The 19,405-nt window shown below is 71.1% G+C and carries 19 protein-coding genes; 4 read left to right on the forward strand and 15 right to left on the reverse strand.

What is annotated here, in order from left to right; translation table 11 throughout:
- Positions 1-7: 7 nt before the first annotated feature.
- The 11 genes from nuoK to ACQY0Z_RS04175 are packed head-to-tail and all read right to left on the reverse strand — an operon-like array spanning position 8 to position 10,840.
- On the reverse strand, positions 8-307 hold the full coding sequence (gene nuoK / locus ACQY0Z_RS04125) for an NADH-quinone oxidoreductase subunit NuoK (protein WP_029381056.1): 300 nt from the start codon (positions 305-307) through the stop codon (positions 8-10).
- Entirely contained in the window at positions 304-1,146 is an 843-nt protein-coding gene (locus ACQY0Z_RS04130) for an NADH-quinone oxidoreductase subunit J (protein WP_189903288.1), read from the reverse strand. Before ACQY0Z_RS04130 ends, nuoK begins: the two co-directional genes overlap by 4 nt.
- Positions 1,143-1,784 carry an NADH-quinone oxidoreductase subunit NuoI gene (nuoI, locus tag ACQY0Z_RS04135; RefSeq protein ID WP_189903286.1) on the reverse strand — a complete coding sequence of 214 codons (642 nt, stop codon included), beginning with the start codon at positions 1,782-1,784 and terminating at the stop codon, positions 1,143-1,145. Before nuoI ends, ACQY0Z_RS04130 begins: the two co-directional genes overlap by 4 nt.
- The gene (gene nuoH / locus ACQY0Z_RS04140) at positions 1,777-3,150 is read right to left on the reverse strand and encodes an NADH-quinone oxidoreductase subunit NuoH (RefSeq protein ID WP_189903285.1); all 1,374 of its coding nucleotides are present in this window, start codon (positions 3,148-3,150) and stop codon (positions 1,777-1,779) included. Before nuoH ends, nuoI begins: the two co-directional genes overlap by 8 nt.
- Positions 3,147-5,651 carry an NADH-quinone oxidoreductase subunit G gene (locus ACQY0Z_RS04145; RefSeq protein WP_254585597.1) on the reverse strand — a complete coding sequence of 835 codons (2,505 nt, stop codon included), beginning with the start codon at positions 5,649-5,651 and terminating at the stop codon, positions 3,147-3,149. The genes nuoH and ACQY0Z_RS04145 overlap by 4 nt, the downstream gene beginning before the upstream one ends.
- Positions 5,648-6,994, reverse strand: a complete 1,347-nt coding sequence (gene nuoF, locus ACQY0Z_RS04150) for an NADH-quinone oxidoreductase subunit NuoF (RefSeq protein ID WP_031021952.1) — start codon at positions 6,992-6,994, stop codon at positions 5,648-5,650. Before nuoF ends, ACQY0Z_RS04145 begins: the two co-directional genes overlap by 4 nt.
- Complete coding sequence (gene nuoE / locus ACQY0Z_RS04155; RefSeq protein ID WP_189903279.1) at positions 6,994-7,854, reverse strand: NADH-quinone oxidoreductase subunit NuoE; 861 nt, start codon at positions 7,852-7,854, stop codon at positions 6,994-6,996. The genes nuoF and nuoE overlap by 1 nt, the downstream gene beginning before the upstream one ends.
- Positions 7,851-9,170, reverse strand: a complete 1,320-nt coding sequence (locus ACQY0Z_RS04160) for an NADH-quinone oxidoreductase subunit D (protein WP_189903277.1) — start codon at positions 9,168-9,170, stop codon at positions 7,851-7,853. Before ACQY0Z_RS04160 ends, nuoE begins: the two co-directional genes overlap by 4 nt.
- Positions 9,167-9,916: an NADH-quinone oxidoreductase subunit C gene (locus ACQY0Z_RS04165; RefSeq protein WP_189903275.1), complete on the reverse strand. Its 750-nt coding sequence runs from the start codon at positions 9,914-9,916 to the stop codon at positions 9,167-9,169. Before ACQY0Z_RS04165 ends, ACQY0Z_RS04160 begins: the two co-directional genes overlap by 4 nt.
- A complete protein-coding gene (locus tag ACQY0Z_RS04170; RefSeq protein ID WP_006133126.1) occupies positions 9,913-10,467 on the reverse strand; it encodes a NuoB/complex I 20 kDa subunit family protein in 555 nt (184 codons plus the stop codon). The genes ACQY0Z_RS04165 and ACQY0Z_RS04170 overlap by 4 nt, the downstream gene beginning before the upstream one ends.
- Positions 10,468-10,480: 13 nt before the next feature.
- The gene (locus ACQY0Z_RS04175; protein ID WP_003974383.1) at positions 10,481-10,840 is read right to left on the reverse strand and encodes an NADH-quinone oxidoreductase subunit A; all 360 of its coding nucleotides are present in this window, start codon (positions 10,838-10,840) and stop codon (positions 10,481-10,483) included.
- A gap of 711 nt (positions 10,841-11,551) precedes the next feature.
- Here ACQY0Z_RS04175 and ACQY0Z_RS04180 point away from each other — a divergent pair.
- Complete coding sequence (locus tag ACQY0Z_RS04180) at positions 11,552-12,382, forward strand: NlpC/P60 family protein (protein ID WP_189903273.1); 831 nt, start codon at positions 11,552-11,554, stop codon at positions 12,380-12,382.
- A gap of 258 nt (positions 12,383-12,640) precedes the next feature.
- Here the strand turns inward: ACQY0Z_RS04180 and ACQY0Z_RS04185 are convergent, their stop codons facing one another.
- The gene (locus tag ACQY0Z_RS04185; RefSeq protein WP_439811846.1) at positions 12,641-14,320 is read right to left on the reverse strand and encodes a hypothetical protein; all 1,680 of its coding nucleotides are present in this window, start codon (positions 14,318-14,320) and stop codon (positions 12,641-12,643) included.
- Positions 14,321-14,487: 167 nt separating this feature from the next.
- Positions 14,488-15,771 carry a geranylgeranyl reductase family protein gene (locus ACQY0Z_RS04190; RefSeq protein WP_189903269.1) on the reverse strand — a complete coding sequence of 428 codons (1,284 nt, stop codon included), beginning with the start codon at positions 15,769-15,771 and terminating at the stop codon, positions 14,488-14,490.
- A 98-nt stretch (positions 15,772-15,869) separates the two neighbouring features.
- Here ACQY0Z_RS04190 and ACQY0Z_RS04195 point away from each other — a divergent pair, with 98 nt between their 5' ends.
- Together ACQY0Z_RS04195 and ACQY0Z_RS04200 are read left to right on the forward strand one after the other, a co-directional pair.
- Complete coding sequence (locus ACQY0Z_RS04195) at positions 15,870-16,376, forward strand: GNAT family N-acetyltransferase (RefSeq protein ID WP_189903267.1); 507 nt, start codon at positions 15,870-15,872, stop codon at positions 16,374-16,376.
- Positions 16,377-16,487: 111 nt separating this feature from the next.
- Positions 16,488-16,853: a PASTA domain-containing protein gene (locus tag ACQY0Z_RS04200; protein ID WP_439811847.1), complete on the forward strand. Its 366-nt coding sequence runs from the start codon at positions 16,488-16,490 to the stop codon at positions 16,851-16,853.
- A gap of 14 nt (positions 16,854-16,867) precedes the next feature.
- Here the strand turns inward: ACQY0Z_RS04200 and ACQY0Z_RS04205 are convergent, their stop codons facing one another.
- Positions 16,868-17,563: a demethylmenaquinone methyltransferase gene (locus ACQY0Z_RS04205; protein ID WP_189903263.1), complete on the reverse strand. Its 696-nt coding sequence runs from the start codon at positions 17,561-17,563 to the stop codon at positions 16,868-16,870.
- A gap of 189 nt (positions 17,564-17,752) precedes the next feature.
- On the opposite strand from ACQY0Z_RS04205, the gene ACQY0Z_RS04210 reads away from it, so the two are divergent.
- A complete protein-coding gene (locus ACQY0Z_RS04210) occupies positions 17,753-18,787 on the forward strand; it encodes a chitinase (protein ID WP_439811848.1) in 1,035 nt (344 codons plus the stop codon).
- Positions 18,788-18,805: 18 nt separating this feature from the next.
- Here ACQY0Z_RS04210 and ACQY0Z_RS04215 read toward each other — a convergent pair whose 3' ends face one another.
- Positions 18,806-19,405, reverse strand: coding sequence for an imidazolonepropionase-like domain-containing protein (locus ACQY0Z_RS04215; RefSeq protein WP_189903261.1), 600 nt, complete (start codon positions 19,403-19,405; stop codon positions 18,806-18,808).

Consider the following 19,405-nt stretch of genomic DNA (forward strand, 5'->3'; position numbering starts at 1 on the left):
CAGCCCCTCACAGCTTCATCAGGCTGGCGTCGTCGACCGAGGCCGAGTGGCGGGAACGGAACAGGGACACGATGATCGCCAGCCCCACCACGACCTCCGCGGCGGCGACGACCATCGTGAAGAACGCGATGATCTGGCCGTCGAGGTTGCCGTGCATACGGGAGAAGGCGACGAACGCGAGGTTGCAGGCGTTGAGCATCAGCTCGACGCACATGAACACCACGATCGCGTTGCGCCGGATCAGCACACCGGTGGCGCCGATGGTGAACAGCAGCGCCGCCAGGTACAGGTAGTTGACGGGACTCACTTCGACGCCTCCTCGGACCGCTTGAAGACCGGCGGCTCGATCGCGCGGCGCTCCAGACGCTCCTCCGCGCGCTGCTCCAGCGCCCGCAGGTCGTTGAGCGCCTCCCGCGACACGTCACGGACCTGGCCGCGGTCCCGCAGCGTCTTGCTGACGGTGAGGTCCGACGGGGTGCCGTCGGGCAGCAGGCCCGCGATGTCGACCGCGTTGTGCCGGGCGTAGACGCCGGGGGCGGGCAGCGGCGGCAGGTACCTGCCCTCGCGGACGCGCTGCTCGGCCAGTTCGCGCTGGGTCTTCGCCCGCTCGGTGCGCTCCCGGTGGGTGAGCACCATCGCGCCGACGGCCGCCGTGATGAGCAGCGCGCCGGTGATCTCGAAGGCGAAGACGTAGCGGGTGAACATCAGGGAGGCGAGGCCCTGGACGTTCCCCCCGGCGTTGGCCTCGCCGACGCCGCTGAACTCGCTCAGCGAGGCGTTGCCGATGCCGCCGACCAGCAGGATGCCGAAGCCCAGGCCGCACAGCAGGGCCAGCCAGCGCTGGCCCTTGATGGTCTCCTTCAGGGAGTCCGCGGCCGTGACGCCGACGAGCATCACCACGAACAGGAACAGCATCATGATCGCGCCGGTGTAGACGACGATCTGCACGACGCCCAGGAAGTAGGCGCCGTTGGCCAGGTAGAACACGGCCAGGATGATCATGGTGCCGGCGAGGCAGAGCGCGCTGTGCACGGCCCGCCGCATGAAGACGGTGCACAGGGCGCCGATCACGGCGACGGTGCCGAGGATCCAGAACTGCACGGCCTCGCCGGTGGAGGTCGAATACGCGGCGAGCTGCTCGGTCATCGCCCGATCACCTTCTCCGAGGCCGGCTCCTCCGGACCGAAGGTGGACTCGGCCTCCTGGACCACCTCGCCCTTGGAGTGGGCGGCCTGACGCTCCGTGCCGGGCGCCGCCTCGGTCACCAGACCGCGGTAGTAGTCCTGTTCGTCCGTGCCCGGGTACATGGCGTGCGGGGCCTCGACCATGCCCTCCTCCAGGCCGGCGAGCAGCTGCTCCTTGGTGTAGATGAGGTTCGCCCGGCTGGAGTCGGCCAGTTCGAACTCGTTGGTCATAGTCAGCGCGCGCGTCGGGCACGCCTCGATGCACAGCCCGCACAGGATGCAGCGGGCGTAGTTGATCTGGTAGACGCGGCCGTACCGCTCGCCGGGCGAGTAGCGCTCCTCGTCCGTGTTGTCCGCGCCCTCCACGTAGATCGCGTCGGCGGGACAGGCCCAGGCGCACAGCTCGCAGCCGACGCACTTCTCCAGGCCGTCCGGATGGCGGTTGAGCTGGTGCCGTCCGTGGAAGCGCGGGGCCGTGGTCTTCTGCTGCTCCGGGTACTGCTCGGTGAGCCGCTTCTTGAACATGGCCGTGAAGGTCACGCCGAAGCCGGCCACCGGGTTCAGGAAACCGGGCTTGGTGTCCTTCGGTTCCTCAGCCATCGGACCCCTCCTTTCCGTCGGTGGAACCGCCCTGGGATTCGTCACTGTGAGTATCGGGTCCGCCACTGACAACGAGCTCCCGCTCGTGGCGCGGGCGGCGCCGCGGCACCGGGGGCAGCTCCTGCCCGGGCAGCGGCGGCACGGGGAACCCGCCCGCCATCGGGTCGAACGGAGGCTGCTCCGCGGGCTGTCCGCCCTCCTCGCCCCGGCCGCGGAACATGTCGGCGACGAAGGAGAGGAGGAGCAGGACGAGGACGCCGCCGGCGATGTAGAGCGCGATGTCGGCGAACTCGTAGTTCTCGTTGCGCAGCGCCCGGACCGTGGCGACCGCCATCAGCCACACCAGGGACACCGGGATGAGGACCTTCCAGCCGAGCTTCATCAGCTGGTCGTAGCGGACACGCGGGAGCGTGCCGCGCAGCCAGACGAAGCCGAACAGCAGGGTGAGCATCTTGCCGGTGAACCAGAGCATCGGCCACCAGCCGTGGTTGGCGCCCTCCCAGAAGGTGCTGATCGGCCACGGGGCCCGCCAGCCGCCCAGGAAGAGGGTCACCGCGACCGCCGAGACGGTCACCATGTTGATGTACTCGGCGAGCATGAACATCGCGAACTTGATCGACGAGTACTCGGTGTTGAAGCCGCCCACCAGGTCGCCCTCGGACTCCGGCATGTCGAACGGGGCGCGGTTGGTCTCGCCGACCATCGTCACGATGTAGATGAGGAACGACACCGGCAGCAGCAGCACGTACCAGCGGTCGGTCTGCGCCTCGACGATCGTCGACGTGGACATCGACCCGGAGTAGAGGAACACCGAGGCGAACGCGGCGCCCATGGCGATCTCGTACGAGATCATCTGGGCGCAGGAGCGCAGGCCGCCCAGCAGGGGGTAGGTGGAGCCGGAGCTCCAGCCCGCCAGGACGATGCCGTAGATGCCGACCGAGGCGACCGCGAGGATGTAGAGCATCGCGATCGGCAGGTCGGTGAGCTGCATCGTGGTGCGCTGGCCGAAGATGGAGATCTCGTTGCCGGCCGGTCCGAAGGGGATCACGGCGAACGCCATGAACGCCGGGATGGCGGCGACGATCGGCGCGAGGACGTAGACGACCTTGTCCGCGCGCTTGACGACGACGTCCTCCTTGAGCATCAGCTTCACGCCGTCGGCGAGCGACTGGAGCATGCCCCAGGGGCCGTGCCGGTTGGGGCCGATGCGCAGCTGCATCCAGGCGACGACCTTGCGCTCCATGACGATGCAGATGAGCACGGTCACCATCAGGAAGGCGAAGCAGAACACCGCCTTGACGAGGATCAGCCACCAGGGGTCGCGGCCGAACATCGAGAGGTCTTCAGCGGCGAGGTACGGGCTCATGCCTCCACCTCCTGGGGAGCCTCGCCGGCGAGGGTCGCCGGGCCGATGCGGACGAGGGAGCCGGGGAGCGCCCCGGTGCCGGAGGCCACCCCGCCGTCCGTGGAGTTCAGCGGGAGCCAGACCACCCGGTCGGGCATCTCGGTGACGGACAGCGGCAGTTCGAGCGTCCCGGCGGGGCCGGTCACCGCGAGCGTGTCGCCGTCCTTGACGCCGACCTCTGCGGCCGTGGCGGCCGAGAGCCGGGCGAGCGCGGCGTGCCGGGTGCCGGCCAGCGCCTCGTCGCCCTGCTGGAGCAGGCCCAGGTCGAGCAGCAGCCGGTGCCCGGCGAGGACCGCCTCGCCGGCGGCGGGCCGGGGCAGGGCGCCCGCGGTTTCCTCTGGGTCGGCGGCGCGCGGCCCGTCCCACAGGCCGAGCCGGTCGATCTCCGAGCGGATCGTGCGCAGGTCCGGCAGGCCCAGGTGCACGTCCATGGCGTCGGCGAGCATCTGCAGCACGCGCGCGTCGGTCGGCGCGACCCTCCGGGTCATCTGGTCCGGCTTGAGCGCCGCCTCGAAGAGCCGCACCCTGCCTTCCCAGTTGAGGAAGGTGCCGGCCTTCTCGGCGACCGCCGCGACCGGCAGGACCACGTCGGCGAGCTCGGTGACCTCGCCGGGCCGCAGCTCCAGGGAGACGACGAACCCGGCCTCGGCGAGCGCCGCCCGGGCGCGGGCCGGGTCGGGCAGGTCGGCGACCTCCACGCCCGCCACCAGCAGCGCCTGCAGCTCGCCGCGGGCGGCCGCCTCGACGATCTGCGCGGTGTCCCGGCCGTAGCGGTGCGGGAGTTCGGCGACGCCCCAGAGGGCGGCCACCTCCTCCCGGGCGCGCGGGTCGGTCGCCGGGCGGCCGCCCGGCAGCAGTGACGGCAGCGCGCCCGCCTCGATCGCGCCCCGCTCCCCGGCCCGGCGCGGGATCCACACCAGCCGGGAGCCGGTCGCGGTGGCGAACCGCACGGCGGCGGTGAGCCCGCCGCGTACGGCGGCCAGCCGCTCGCCGACGACGACCACCGCGCCCTCGGTGCGCAGCGCCTCGGCGGCCGCGGCCCCGTCGTCTTCCAGGCCGACCCCGCCGGCCAGCGCGTCCAGCCACTCGGTCTCGGTGCCGGGCGCCGCCGGCAGCAGCGTGCCGCCGGCCTTGGTCAGTCCGCGGGTGGCGTGCGTGGCCAGCGCGAAAGTGCGCTGGCCGTGGGCGCGCCAGGCCTTGCGCAGCCGCAGGAAGACGCCGGGCGCCTCCTCCTCGGACTCGAAGCCGACCAGCAGCACCGCCGGGGCCTTCTCCAGTGCCCGGTAGGTGACGCCGGTGCCGTCCAGGTCGACACCGCGTCCCGCGACGCGCGCGGCGAGGAAGTCGGACTCCTCCGTGCTGTGCACGCGCGCGCGGAAGTCGATGTCGTTGGTGGCGAGGGCGACCCGCGCGAACTTGCTGTACGCGTAGGCGTCCTCGACAGTGAGCCGGCCGCCGGTGAGCACACCGGTGCGGCCCCGGGAGGCGAGCAGGCCCTGTGCCGCGATCTGCAGCGCGTCCGGCCAGGACGCCGGCTCCAGCTCACCCTCCGCGTTGCGCACCAGCGGGGTGTCGAGCCGGTCCCGCTGCTGTGCGTACCGGAACGCGAAGCGGCCCTTGTCGCAGATCCACTCCTCGTTGACCTCGGGGTCCTCCGCGGCCAGCTTGCGCATGACCTTGCCGCGCCGGTGGTCGGTGCGGGTGGCGCAGCCGCCCGAGCAGTGCTCGCACACCGACGGCGAGGAGATCAGGTCGAACGGGCGGGAGCGGAACCGGTAGGCGGCCGAGGTGAGCGCGCCGACCGGGCAGATCTGGATGGTGTTGCCGGAGAAGTACGACTCGAACGGGTCGCCCTCGCCGGTGCCGACCTGCTGGAGCGCGCCCCGCTCGATCAGCTCGATCATCGGGTCGCCGGCGATCTGGTTGGAGAACCGGGTGCAGCGGGCGCACAGCACGCACCGCTCGCGGTCCAGCAGCACCTGCGTGGAGATCGCGACGGGCTTCTCGTAGGTGCGCTTCTTGCCCTCGAAGCGGGACTCGGCGCTGCCGTGCGACATCGCCTGGTTCTGCAGCGGGCACTCGCCGCCCTTGTCGCAGACGGGGCAGTCCAGCGGGTGGTTGATGAGCAGCAGCTCCATCACGCCCTTCTGGGCCTTCTCCGCGACCGGCGAGGAGAGCTGCGTCTTCACCACCATTCCGTCGGTGCAGGTGATGGTGCAGGACGCCATGGGCTTGCGCTGGCCCTCGACCTCCACGATGCACTGGCGGCAGGCGCCGGCCGGCGCGAGCAGCGGGTGGTCGCAGAACCGGGGGATCTCGATGCCGAGCTGCTCGGCGGCCCGGATGACCAGGGTGCCCTTGGGCACGCTGATCTCGGCGCCGTCGATCGTCAGCGTCACGAGGTCCTCGGGCGGGACCGCCGCCTCTCCCCCTCCGGAGGGAGCGTTGGTGGTCACAGTCATGCGTGCACCTCCGTACGGTCGGCCCAGGCCGTCGACGCGGCCGGGTCGAAGGGGCAGCGACGGTCCGTGATGTGCTGCTCGTACTCCTCGCGGAAGTACTTGAGCGACGAGAAGATCGGCGAGGCGGCGCCGTCTCCGAGGGCACAGAAGGACTTGCCGTTGATGTTGTCCGCGATGTCGTTCAGCTTGTCGAGGTCGGACATCCGGCCCTTGCCGGCCTCGATGTCGCGCAGCAGCTGGACGAGCCAGTACGTGCCCTCGCGGCAGGGGGTGCACTTGCCGCAGGACTCGTGGGCGTAGAACTCGGTCCAGCGGGTGACGGCGCGGACCACGCAGGTGGTCTCGTCGAAGCACTGCAGCGCCTTGGTGCCGAGCATGGAGCCCGCGGCGCCGACCCCTTCGTAGTCGAGGGGGACGTCGAGGTGCTCGTCGGTGAACATCGGCGTGGAGGAGCCGCCCGGCGTCCAGAACTTCAGCCGGTGGCCGGGCCGCATGCCGCCGCTCATGTCGAGCAGCTGGCGCAGGGTGATGCCGAGCGGCGCCTCGTACTGGCCGGGGCTCGCGACATGGCCGCTGAGGGAGTAGAGCGTGAAGCCCGGGGACTTCTCGCTGCCCATCGAGCGGAACCACTCCTTGCCGCGGTTCATGATGGCGGGAACCGAGGCGATGGACTCGACGTTGTTCACCACCGTGGGGCAGGCGTAGAGGCCCGCGACGGCGGGGAAGGGAGGACGCAGCCTGGGCTGGCCGCGGCGCCCCTCGAGGGAGTCGAGCAGCGCGGTCTCCTCACCGCAGATGTACGCGCCCGCGCCCGCGTGCACGGTGAGTTCGAGGTCGAGTCCGCTGCCGAGGATGTTCGTGCCGAGCAGCCCCGCCTCGTACGCCTCGCGCACGGCCGCGTGCAGCCTGCGCAGCACGGGGACGACCTCGCCGCGCAGGTAGATGAACGCGTGCGACGACCTGATGGCGTAGCAGGCGATGACGATGCCCTCGATCAGGCTGTGCGGGTTGGCGAAGAGCAGCGGGATGTCCTTGCAGGTCCCCGGCTCCGACTCGTCGGCGTTGACGACGAGGTAGTGCGGCTTGCCGTCGCCCTGCGGGATGAACTGCCACTTCATGCCCGTCGGGAAGCCGGCGCCGCCGCGTCCGCGCAGTCCGGAGTCCTTGACGTACGCGATGACGTCGTCCGGCGACATGGCGAGCGCCTTGCGGAGCCCCTCGTACCCGTCGTGCCGCTTGTACACGTCGAGCGTCCAGGACTTGTCCTCGTCCCAGAAGGCCGACAGCACCGGCGCGAGCAGCTTCTCCGGGCTGGTGTCCTTCAGTTCGGGTGCCAAGGTCATCACTCCCCCTCCTCGGCAACGGGTCCCGACGGGTGGGCCGGGTCGGAGGCCGACGTGTCCTGCGGCGCGTCGTGCGAGCTGAGGTGCTCGGTGGGCGACGGCTCGTGGGGCGGGGCGTCCTGCGGCGCCTCGCCGCGCGGGTGCACCACGCGCGCGGGGGCGGCCTCGCCCTTGGCCAGCTTCAGGCCGATCAGGGAGGCGGGGCCCGCGCTGCCGGTGGCCTCGACGGCGCCCTCACGCTCGTCGGGGAAGCCGGCCAGGATGCGGGCGGTCTCCTTGAACGTGCACAGCGGCGCGCCGCGGGTGGGCGCGACCGGACGGCCCGCGCGCAGGTCGTCGACCATGCGCTTGGCGCTCTCGGGCGTCTGGTTGTCGAAGAACTCCCAGTTCACCATCACCACGGGCGCGTAGTCGCAGGCCGCGTTGCACTCGATGTGCTCCAGGGTGACCTTGCCGTCGGCGGTGGTCTCGCCGTTGCCGACGCCCAGGTGCTCCTGGAGCTCTTCGAAGATCGCGTCGCCGCCCATCACCGCGCACAGGGTGTTGGTGCACACCCCGACCTGGTAGTCGCCGCTCGGGCGGCGCCGGTACATGGTGTAGAAGGTGGCGACCGCGGTCACCTCGGCCGTGGTCAGGCCGAGCATGTCCGCGCAGAACCGCATGCCGGTGCGCGTGACGTGCCCCTCCTCCGACTGCACCAGGTGCAGCATCGGCAGGAGGGCGGAACGGGAGTCCGGGTAGCGGGCGACGATCTCGCGCGCGTCGGTCTCCAGCCGGGCCCGGACGTCGTCCGGGTAGGCCGGCGCGGGCAGTTCCGGCATGCCCAGGCTGACGCCCCGCTCGGAAGAAGAGGTGGTCACCGGTCGACGCCTCCCATCACGGGGTCGATGGACGCGACGGCGACGATGACGTCGGCGACCTGGCCGCCCTCGCACATCGCCGCCATGGCCTGAAGGTTGGTGAAGGACGGGTCGCGGAAGTGGACCCGGTAGGGGCGGGTGCCGCCGTCGGAGACGACGTGCACCCCGAGTTCGCCCTTGGGCGACTCGACGGCCGCGTAGGCCTGGCCCGGCGGGACGCGGAAGCCCTCGGTGACCAGCTTGAAGTGGTGGATCAGGGCCTCCATGGAGGTGCCCATGATCTGCTTGATGTGGTCGAGGGAGTTGCCCAGTCCGTCGGGGCCCAGGGCGAGCTGGGCGGGCCAGGCGATCTTCTTGTCGGCGACCATGACCGGGCCGGGCTCCAGCCGGTCCAGGCACTGCTCGACGATCCGCAGCGACTGGCGCATCTCCTCGAGCCGGATCAGGAACCGGCCGTAGGAGTCGCAGGTGTCGGCGGTCGGGACGTCGAAGTCGTACGTCTCGTAGCCGCAGTACGGCTGCGCCTTGCGCAGGTCGTGCGGGAGGCCGGTGGAGCGCAGGATCGGTCCGGTGGCGCCGAGGGCCATGCAGCCGGCCAGGTCGAGGTAACCGACGTCCTGCATACGTGCCTTGAAGATCGGGTTCCCGGTGGCGAGCTTGTCGTACTCCGGGAGGTTCTTCCGCATCTTCTTGACGAACTCGCGGATCTGGTCGACCGCGCCGGGCGGCAGGTCCTGGGCGAGTCCGCCGGGGCGGATGTACGCGTGGTTCATCCGCAGGCCGGTGATCAGCTCGTAGATGTCGAGGATCAGCTCACGGTCACGGAATCCGTAGATCATGATCGTGGTGGCGCCGAGCTCCATGCCGCCGGTGGCGATGCACACCAGGTGGGAGGAGAGCCGGTTCAGCTCCATCAGGAGCACCCGGATGACCGAGGCGCGGTCCGGGACCTGGTCCTCGATGCCGAGCAGCTTCTCGACCGCGAGGCAGTACGCCGTCTCGTTGAAGAACGGCGTCAGGTAGTCCATGCGCGTCACGAACGTGGTGCCCTGGGTCCACGTCCGGTACTCGAGGTTCTTCTCGATGCCGGTGTGGAGGTAGCCGATGCCGCAGCGGGCCTCGGTGACGGTCTCGCCGTCGATCTCCAGGATCAGCCGGAGCACTCCGTGGGTGGACGGGTGCTGCGGGCCCATGTTGACGACGATGCGCTCGTCGTCGGTGCGGGCCGCGGTCTCGACGACCTCGTCCCAGTCGCCGCCGGTGACGGTGTAGACGGTGCCCTCGGTGGTCTCGCGAGGGGTTGCGTGCGTGCTCACGAGTACGACCTCCGCTGGTCCGGAGCGGGAATCTGGGCGCCCTTGTACTCGACGGGGATGCCGCCGAGGGGATAGTCCTTGCGCTGCGGATGGCCCTGCCAGTCGTCCGGCATCATGATCCGCGTCAGGGCCGGATGACCGTCGAAGACGATGCCGAAGAAGTCGTACGTCTCGCGCTCGTGCCAGTCGTTCGTCGGGTAGACGGAGAACAGCGACGGGATGTGCGGGTCGCTGTCGGGGGCGCTGACCTCCAGGCGGATCACCCGGTTGTGGGTGATCGAGCGCAGGTGGTAGACGGCGTGCAGCTCACGCCCCTTGTCGTTCGGGTAGTGCACCCCGCTGACGCCGGTGCACAGTTCGAACCGCAGCGCGGGGTCGTCGCGCAGGGTCTTCGCCACCCGCACGAGGTGCTCGCGCTCGATGTGGAAGGTGATCTCGTCGCGGTCGACGACCGTCTTCTCGATGGCGTTCTCCGGGAGGAGGTCCTGCTCCTCCAGCGCGCCCTCCAGTTCGTCGGCGACCTCGTCGAACCAGCCGCCGTAGGGGCGGGCCGCCGGTCCCGGGAGCCGGACCGAGCGGACCAGGCCGCCGTAACCGGAGGTGTCGCCGCCGTTGTCGGCGCCGAACATGCCGCGCTGGACGCGGATCTCCTCACCGCCCTGACCGCGCTGGCCGGGGAGGTTCTCGGCGGAGAGTTCCTTCTCGGGGTTCACGCCGTCACCCGCGGTGTTGTTCGCGTCGCTCATCGCAGCAGCCCCTTCATCTCGATCGTGGGCAGGGCCTTGAGCGCCGCCTCCTCCGCCTCGCGGGCCGCCTCCTCGGCGTTCACGCCGAGCTTGGAGCTCTGGATCTTCTGGTGGAGCTTGAGAATCGCGTCCATCAGCATCTCGGGGCGGGGCGGACAGCCGGGGAGATAGATGTCGACCGGGACGACGTGGTCGACGCCCTGGACGATCGCGTAGTTGTTGAACATGCCGCCCGAGGAGGCGCAGACCCCCATGGAGATCACCCACTTGGGGTTCGGCATCTGGTCGTAGACCTGCCGGAGCACCGGCGCCATCTTCTGACTGACCCGCCCGGCGACGATCATGAGGTCCGCCTGCCGCGGCGAGCCGCGGAAGACCTCCATACCGAAGCGCGCCAGGTCGTAACGGCCCGCGCCCGTGGTCATCATCTCGATGGCACAGCAGGCGAGTCCGAACGTGGCGGGGAAGACGGACGACTTGCGCACCCAGCCCGCGGCCTGCTCGACGGTGGTCAGCAGGAAGCCGCTCGGCAGCTTTTCTTCGAGTCCCATGACTTGTGGCCCCTCAGTCCCATTCCAGGCCGCCGCGCCGCCATACGTACGCGTACGCGACGAAGACGGTGAGCACGAAGAGCAGCATCTCCACGAGCCCGAAAATCCCCAGGGCGTCGAAGGTGACGGCCCAGGGGTAGAGGAAGACGATCTCGATATCGAAGATGATGAAGAGCATCGCCGTCAGGTAGTACTTGATGGGGAAGCGCCCGCCGCCGGCCGGCGTGGGGGTCGGCTCGATGCCGCACTCGTAGGCCTCGAGCTTCGCCCGGTTGTACCGCTTCGGACCGATCAGCGTGGCCATGACCACGGAGAAGATCGCAAAGCCTGCCCCGAGGGCTCCCAGTACGAGGATGGGCGCATACGCGTTCACCGCTCCTCGCTCCTCTCAGTCGGCACTGACTGCTGGCGGTTTGCGTTGGACTCACGCGCCCCGCACGCCCCTCGAACCACGCCCGCCCCGGCGAAGATCGAGAACATGTGAAGCAGGTCACAAGCCCAACCGCTCCGCATCTTATGCCTGTGGGTCTGTGATCTGCGACACGGGGTATTACACAAGCTTTGTGATCTCCACCACCTGACGAACGATCATGAAGTCGGATGAGCGGTGATCTTCACACGTCAAGCATCCACGCGATCACCAAACGTGACATCTTGACCGGTCGGCGCAGCTCAGAGGGGTCGCGAGGGAGGCGTCTCCATATCAAGACAATTCCTCTGCATGCAAATTGGCGCTGGACGCATCGTCTTGATAGAGGCCGCGTTCACACATGAGGGGGGTCGCGCGGCGCGATGTGGACGTGTGCACGCGTTCACGAAGTCCGGGGTCGCGACGGACGCCGTGACGGCCCCCGTCGTTCCGTGACGTCCGTCACACTTCTGAGGGCCCCTCAGGAACGGGGCTTGGCCAACCACCTAAAGCGGTGGTAAGCGCGGAGCAATTCGGGCGTAACGATGAAAGTCCGTGATCACGGCCCGGTCACGGCCGCCCGCAATGTCCGTTGTGGCGTCAATGGACGGGGACTTGGGGGGAATTTGCGGGCCCGATTGAACAACTGTGGCGCAGCCCACGTTTCTTGAAGATATGAAGCAGCCCCTGGTACCGGTTGTTCCCATGTCCCACACCGCTCACATACGCAGCCACCGGAAGCCCCGCCGCACCGCGACGTCCACGATCGCGGTGCGGGCCGGAGTTGCCGGTGGCGTCCTCAGCACCCTGGCAGTGGCCGGGGCGTCCAGCGCGGCCAACGCGGCCGAGCCGGTGACGCAGACCCTCGAACTGCCCACCCTGACGGCCGACCTGGCCGCCCAGGTCGCCCAGTCCGCGGACGCCACGCAGCAGGCGGCCGCGAACTACCAGCTGCGGGCCGAGCGTGACGCGGCGGCCGCCGAGGCCGCGAAGCAGGCCAAGGCGGACCTGGCGGAGGCCAAGAAGAAGGCCGAGGCGAGGAAGAAGGCGGCCGAGGAAGCCCGTCAGGCGGCCGCCGAGCGCGCGGCGCGCGACGCCGAGCGCCCCTCGCTCACCACGACCGCCTCCGCCTCCGTCTCCGCGCCGTCCAGCGGCAGCGTCGCGACCGTCCTCGCCTTCCTCCAGGCTCAGGTGGGCGACGCCTACGTCATGGGCGCCACCGGGCCCAACGCCTGGGACTGCTCCAGCCTGGTGCAGGCCGCGTTCAAGCAGGTCGGTGTGGACCTCCCGCGCGTCTCCCAGGACCAGTCGATGGTGGGCACCGACATCCCGCTGTCGCAGATCCAGGCCGGCGACATCCTGTACTGGGGCGGCAAGGGGTCCGCGTACCACGTGGGCGTCTACATCGGTGACGGCCAGTACCTGGACGCCGCCAACCCCGAGAAGGGCGTCGTCATCCAGGACCTCTCCGGCTACCCGGCGTCGGGCGCCGTCCGCGTGCTCTGACCCACGCTTCACGGACCGAAGGGCCGCTGCCTCACCGAGGCGGCGGCCCTCCGCCGTTTCCGGCCCGCACAGCGGGTCAAGATCGCCGTATTGTCCGAATTGCACCCCGCCTCGCGTGCGTTGACGGCGTGCCGGGAGCCTCCGCGTCGCCCGCCGCGCCCCGCGACAGGCCCTCACGCGGCCCCGGAACCACGACGGGGGCCGGAGGTCCGCCGGGCGGGCTCCGGCCCCCACAGGGGCTTCACAGCGACGCGCGCGTCAGGCGGCGGCCTCTCCGTCACGGCCGGCGCGACGGCGCTGGTACAGCACGACGGCCGCGCCGAGCCCCAGCGCGAGCACCGCGGCGCCGCCGAGCAGGCCCACGCCCTGGGCGCCGGTGAGCGCCAGACCACCGTCGGCGTCGTCGCCCGGACCGCCGCCGGACGCGGAGCCGGTGCCGACGTCGGCGGCGTCGTCACCGGAGCCGTCGCCGTCACCGGAGGCGGGGGCCGACGGGTCGTCCGAGGGGCCGCCGCCGGAGCCGCCCGTGCCGTCGTCACCCGGCTCGCCGGGGGCGTTCAGGACGATCCACGCGACGTCGTTGGATTCGTCGGATTCGTAGGGGTTGTTCCAGTCGGGCAGCGCGACCCGGCCCTTGGCGCCCTCCACGACCCGGTCGACGCGCAGTTCGAACGGGAAGGTGAACCGGGCGTCCTCCAGCATCGGAGTGGGAGCGAAGCAGAGGTAGGCGGGGTCGCTCCCGTTGACGCCGGCGGGCATGCACTTCTCCGGCGCCTTGGTGAACGTCGCCCCCGTCGGCGGGGTGACCGTGAAGGAGAACGGCTCGCCGCCGGACCGCAGGGCGCCGATCCAGGCCGGCCCGTTGTTGCGGAAGCCGATCTCCACGTCGACCTTCTCCCCGGCCGCTCCGGACGCCGAGGCGCCGGTCAGCTCCAGGTCGTAGGTGTTGGTCCTCGGCAGGTCCAGCTCGGCGTACTTGGTGTACTGCGCGGGGTCGGCGTCCGCCACTCGCTCCAACGTCAGGTCGGGTCCGCCGCCCTGCCGGCGGCCCTGGTGCAGCGTCTTCTCCTCGCCCGGCTCCAGAGGGTCGAACGAGTAGGAGAAGATGTCGTTCAGCGCGAAGTCCGCGGTCCGCACCAGCACCTGCCGGGACAGCGCGTACGCCGTTCCCGCCCCGAGGGTGTCCGGGAAGGTGCAGAGCACTTCGGTGCGCTGCCGCAGCAGGTCGCCGGTGTTGATGTCGGACGACGAGCAGTTGCCGTACGTGTCGGGGAAGGACAGTCCGCGCGAGCCGAGCAGCCGCAGCACCGTGCCCTGGGCCGGCAGCCCGCCGACGTTCATCACGCCGAGCGGCAGCTCGAAGTCGTCGCCGGGCATGACGCCCTCCGGCGCGGACAGTTCACGGTTCAGCAGCTCCGGCCCGCCCACGCGCACGTCCACGGTGAGCGGCGTGAACTCCAGGCCCTCGCCCTCGCCGGTGACGACGATCTTCCCGGTGTCGCCGGCCTCGCTGTCGTCGGAGAGGTCGAGACGGATGCCGCCGACGCGGTTGAACGTCGTGCCCGCGTACAGCTCGTAGCCCGTGCAGACCGCGACCAGCCCGTCGGCGTCACAGGGCAGGTCGGCCTCCGCGACGCCCTTCAGCCCGCTGGCGTCGATGCGGATCGTGTAGTCGCCGCGGTGCACCGTCGGGACCTCGCCGTCGCCCTCGAACTCCTCGCCCGGGACGTCGAGCCGGAGGTCGACCTGCGGCTCGGTGGGGTCGCCGTTGTCCGAGTGGAGGGACAGGTCCACCCGGTCCTCACCCGTGATCACCACCGGGAGGGGTGCCTCGGCCGCGTGGGCCGCGCCCTGGACCCCGGCGGCGGCCAGCGCCGTGGCGCCCACCGCTCCCAGCGCCGCGAGCCGCGCGCGCAGCCGTCTCGCCTGCTGTGTCATGAAAAGGCTCTTTCGTCGAACGGGACGTGCCCGGCTGGGTCACGTCCCGTTCGACACCGCCCGGAGTCGATCAGTTGTTCACGGCCGCGTCACGCGACGATCACGATCGGGCAGCGCGCCCGGAGATGCCGGACATGCCCGCCGACTCCGGTCACGCGTCCGGCCGTTCACGCTTTCGGGGCCACCTTGCTCAGGCCGTTGATGATGCGGTCCATCGCGTCGCCGCCCGTGGGGTCGGTCAGGTTGGCGAGGAGTTTCAGCGTGAACCTCATCAGCATCGGGTGCGTCAGGCCGCGCTGGGCGGCGATCTGCATGACCTTCGGATTGCCGATGAGCTTCACGAAGGCGCGGCCCAGCGTGTAGTAGCCGCCGTAGGTGTCCTTCAGGACGCGCGGGTAGCGCTGGAGGGCGATCTCCCGCTGGGCCGGCGTGGACCGGGCGTGCGCCTGGACGATCACGTCGGCGGCGAGCTGCCCGGACTCCATGGCGTAGGCGATGCCCTCGCCGTTGAACGGGTTCACCAGACCGCCCGCGTCGCCGACGAGCAGCAGACCGCGCGTGTAGTGCGGCTGGCGGTTGAAGGCCATGGGGAGCGCGGCGCCGCGGATCGGCCCCGTCATGTTGTCCGGGGTGTAACCCCAGTCCTCCGGCATGGACGCGCACCAGGCCTTGAGGACCTCGCGCCAGTCCAGCTCCTTGAAGGAGTCGGAGGTGTTGAGCACGCCGAGGCCGACGTTGGACGTGCCGTCGCCCATGCCGAAGATCCAGCCGTAGCCGGGCAGCAGCCGGTCCTGCGGGCCGCGCCGGTCCCACAGCTCCAGCCAGGACTCCAGGTAGTCGTCGTCGTGGCGGGGCGAGGTGAAGTACGTGCGCACGGCGACGCCCATCGGGCGGTCCTCGCGCCGGTGCAGGCCCATCGCGAGGGACAGCCGGGTGGAGTTGCCGTCGGCGGCCACCACCAGCGGGGCGTGGAAGGTGACCTCCCGCTTGTCCTCGCCGAGCTTGGCCTTCACACCGGTGATGCGGCCGGTGCGGTCGTCGACGATCGGCGCGCCCACGTTGCACCGCTCGTACAGCCGGGCGCCCGCCTTCTGCGCCTGCCGGGCGAGCTGCTCGTCGAAGTCGTCGCGCTTGCGGACGAGTCCGTAGTCGGGGAAGGAGGCGAGATCCGGCCAGTCCAGCTGGAGGCGGACGCCGCCGCCGATGATGCGCAGGCCCTTGTTGCGCAGCCAGCCGGCCTCCTCGGAGATGTCGATCCCCATCGCCACCAACTGCTTCACGGCGCGCGGGGTGAGGCCGTCGCCGCACACCTTCTCGCGCGGGAACTCGGTCTTCTCCAGCAGGAGCACGTCGAGGCCGGACCGGGCCAGGTGGTAGGCGGTGGTGGAGCCGGCTGGCCCCGCGCCCACGACGATCACATCTGCGGTGTTGTCGGAGAGGGGCTCGGTCACGGCGGGATCTCCCCAGAGTTCGAAATCTTCGTGCCGACCGGCACTGGACACAGGCAGTCTATTCAGCGGACGTGATCACCCGGCTGAAGGGCTGCCCCGTGAACCGAGCACTCCCCGCTGTACGGCTGCGGGTTCCCACCGACGAGGACGCCGTCACCTGGCACCGCATCTTCGCCCACCCCGACGTGATGGAGTTCCACGGCGGCCGGCCCGCGGAGCTGTCGGTCTACGAGGAACTCACCGCCCGCCAGCGCCGGCACGACGCCGAGCTGGGCTTCTGCCTGTGGTCCGTGCTCGACGAGGACGGGCAGGTCATCGGCTTCACCGGCGCCCAGCCCTGGGAGCGCGAGTGGGGTCCCACGGGCGAGATCGAGATCGGCTGGCGGCTCGCCCGCGAGCACTGGGGCAAGGGGTACGTCACGGCGGCGGCCCTGCAGACGCTGGACCGGGTGCGGGCGGCGGGCCTGACGGGCGTGGTGGCGCTGGTGAAGGCCCGCAACACCCGCTCAACAGCGGTGACCCAGCGGCTGGGGATGCGGCTCGCGGAGACGTTCACCATCCCGGCCTCGGGCGAGGAGGGCCACTGCTACCGCCTCGACCTCTGACGCACCCTGTTGACGGCTACTCTGCGTAGTGATATGTCACGGATCATCACGCAGTGCTTCCGTCGGACGGGCCCCCGGCCTACCCTTCCGGTACCGCTGGGGGTGACGTCCATGCGTTTGACACCCGAGGGATACGGGACCGGCGCCGTGCGCGTGCCGCGCCTGGTCGGGCTGATGGCCGTCGACGCGCGCGAGTCCGCCCGCGCGCGGGGCCTGGTCGTCGACGCGCCCGGCCGCCCGGACTTCCCGCACGCCGTCGTGGACTACGTGGTCCGCCAGTACCCGCAGCCCGGCACGCCCGTGCCCCGCCACTCCGTGGTGCACGTGTGGCTGGACTTCGGCGAGGGCGAGGGCGGCGGAGGGGTGCGCGAGCCGCGCGGCCCGCTGCCGCCGCCGGGCGGGCTGCGCCGCGAACTGGAGGAGCCGCGCGGCGGCGGAGGCGCGGTGGCGCCCCTGGTGGTGCTCGGCTCCCCCTGAAGCGTGTCGGCTGCTCAGCTCTCCTTGAAGCCCCGGTGCAGGGCCACCACGCCGCCGGTGAGGTTGCGCCAGGCGACCTTGGACCAGCCGGCGCCCTTCAGCCGCTCGGCCAGCGCGGGCTGGTCGGGCCAGGCGCGGATGGACTCGGCGAGGTAGACGTACGCGTCCGGGTTGGACGACACCGCGCGGGCGACCGGCGGCAGAGCGCGCATCAGGTACTCGGTGTAGACCGTGCGGAACGGCGTCCACGTCGGGTGCGAGAACTCGCAGATGACGATGCGTCCGCCGGGCCGGGTCACCCGGTGCATCTCGCGCAGGGCCGCGTCGGTGTCCTGCACGTTCCGCAGGCCGAAGGAGATGGTGACGGCGTCGAACACGTCGTCCTTGAACGGCAGCCTGGTCGCGTCGCCGGCCGTGTACGGCAGCCAGGTGTGGGTCCGCTTGCCGACCCGGAGCATGCCCTGGGAGAAGTCGCAGGGCACGACGTAGGCGCCGGTGCGGGCGAACGGCAGGGAGGAGGTGCCGGTGCCGGCCGCCAGGTCCAGGATCTTCTGCGCGGGCCGCGCGTCGACCGCCTTCGCGACCTCCTTGCGCCAGCGCCGGTCCTGTCCGAGGGACAGCACGTCGTTGGTCAGGTCGTACCGTTCCGCGACGTCGTCGAACATCGAGGCGACTTCATGCGGCTGCTTGTCCAGGGATGCGCGGGTCACGGAGTCATTCTTGCAGCCCGCCCGGCCGGCGGAGGCGTCGGCTCGTCCCGGGCGGTACGGCCTTCGCCGGCCGGCGCCCGGTTCTGCGTACCCTGTGAGTTCCGCCCGGGACCACACGAACCCGTCCGTCCGCCGGGAATCCGAGAAATCCGGGTGCACATCCTCGGAAAGCACACAGAATCCTGTGCCATGATCACCCCTCTCCGACGCCGTCCCCGGAACGGAACGAACCCGATACGCGGTCCGCTGTCCTCCGGCGGCGGGTTCGCCCTCCTCGCCGCCCTGGCCCTGGCCGGCGTGGGCTGCTCCGCCGGGGACGACGCGGCGGAACCGAACCCGGGATCCTCCGCGCCCGTCGCGTACGCGCCCTACGTCAACGCCTCCACCGCCTCCGGCACCGACACGGCGGGCTCCCCCACGGCGTACAACCTGGCGTTCGTCATCTCCTCCGGCGGCGACTGCGCCCCGGCCTGGGACGGTGTCCAAAACGTCGGCGACACGCGCGTGACGTCCCGGATCGCGGCGCTCACCCGGACCGGCGCCGACGTGCGGGTCTCCTTCGGCGGCGCCCACGGCGACGAACTGGCGGCCGTCTGCGACACGGCCGAGGACCTGGCCGAGGCGTACGGTGCGGCGCTGGACGCGGCCGGGGCCACCCGTGCCGACTTCGACATCGAGGGCGACGAACTCGCCGACTCCGCCTCCGTGGACCGGCGTTCGGAGGCGATCGCCCTGCTCCAGGAGGAACGCGACGGCCTGGAGGTGACGTTCACCCTCCCCGTCATGCCGTCCGGGCTGGACGAGGAGGGCGTGGCCCTGCTGGAGTCGGCGAACGACCACGGCGTCGAGGTCGCCACCGTCAACCTGATGACGATGAACTACGCCGAGTCCTACGACGGCGACATGGGCGACTACGCCCTCGCCGCCGCCCGGTCGGCGCACGCCCAGCTGCGGGACGTCTTCGGGCAGTCCGAGGCCGCCGCCTGGCAGGGCATGGCGCTCACCCCGATGCTCGGCGTCAACGACGTGGAGAACGAGACGTTCACGCTCGAGGACGCGGCACAGGTGCGGGCCTTCGCCGAGGCCAAGGGCGTCGCGTGGGTGTCGGTCTGGTCGGCGTTCCGGGACCGGCCCTGTGCCGAGGACGCGGCGGACGACCCGCTGAGCGACTGCAGCGGGGTGGAGCAGGAGACCGGCGAGTTCGGGAAGACGCTCGCGGGGTGAGGACCTCCGGCCGTGCGGTCAGCGGCGGCGGTGCACCAGGCGGCCGCCGACCACGGTGGCCACGCAGGTGGACGCGCCCTGACGGACCAGGGCGGCGCGGTCGGGCACGTCGAACACCGCGAAACGGGCGGGGCCCCCGGCGGTGAGGGCGGGCAGCAGGACCAGCGGCGCCGGGGAGAGCGACGGCGGTCCGGGCAGCCCGGGCGGACGGCCCCCGAACACGAGCCCGGCCCTGCGGACGGCGTCCAGGGCCTCACGGCCACGGATCTCACCGCCCACGGCGACCGTCCCGTGCGCCAGCAGCCGCTGGACCCCGCGGCGCGCGCTGGCGCCCCGTGCGGTGGGCGACGAGGCGAGGAGGGCCCGCGCCCGCAGCCCGAACAGCGGCTCGGTGCCGAGCCGGTCGGCCTCGCGCGGGTCGGGGTGGTAGGCCTGCTCCAGCAGTTCCGGACCGTACGGGTTGAGCAGTCCGGGTGTCAGGATGCCGGGCCACCGGCGCACCCGGGCGTCCGGGTGCGCGGCGGCCAGCTCCTCGTACGGGCCGACGGCCGCGATCCGCGCGCCGTCGACCAGGACGGCGGCCTCCGGCGACGCCTCGGCGGCGTGAAGGGTCAGCAC

Source organism: Streptomyces sp. P9-2, assembly GCF_051903975.1.
Lineage (GTDB): Bacteria > Actinomycetota > Actinomycetes > Streptomycetales > Streptomycetaceae > Streptomyces > Streptomyces cellulosae.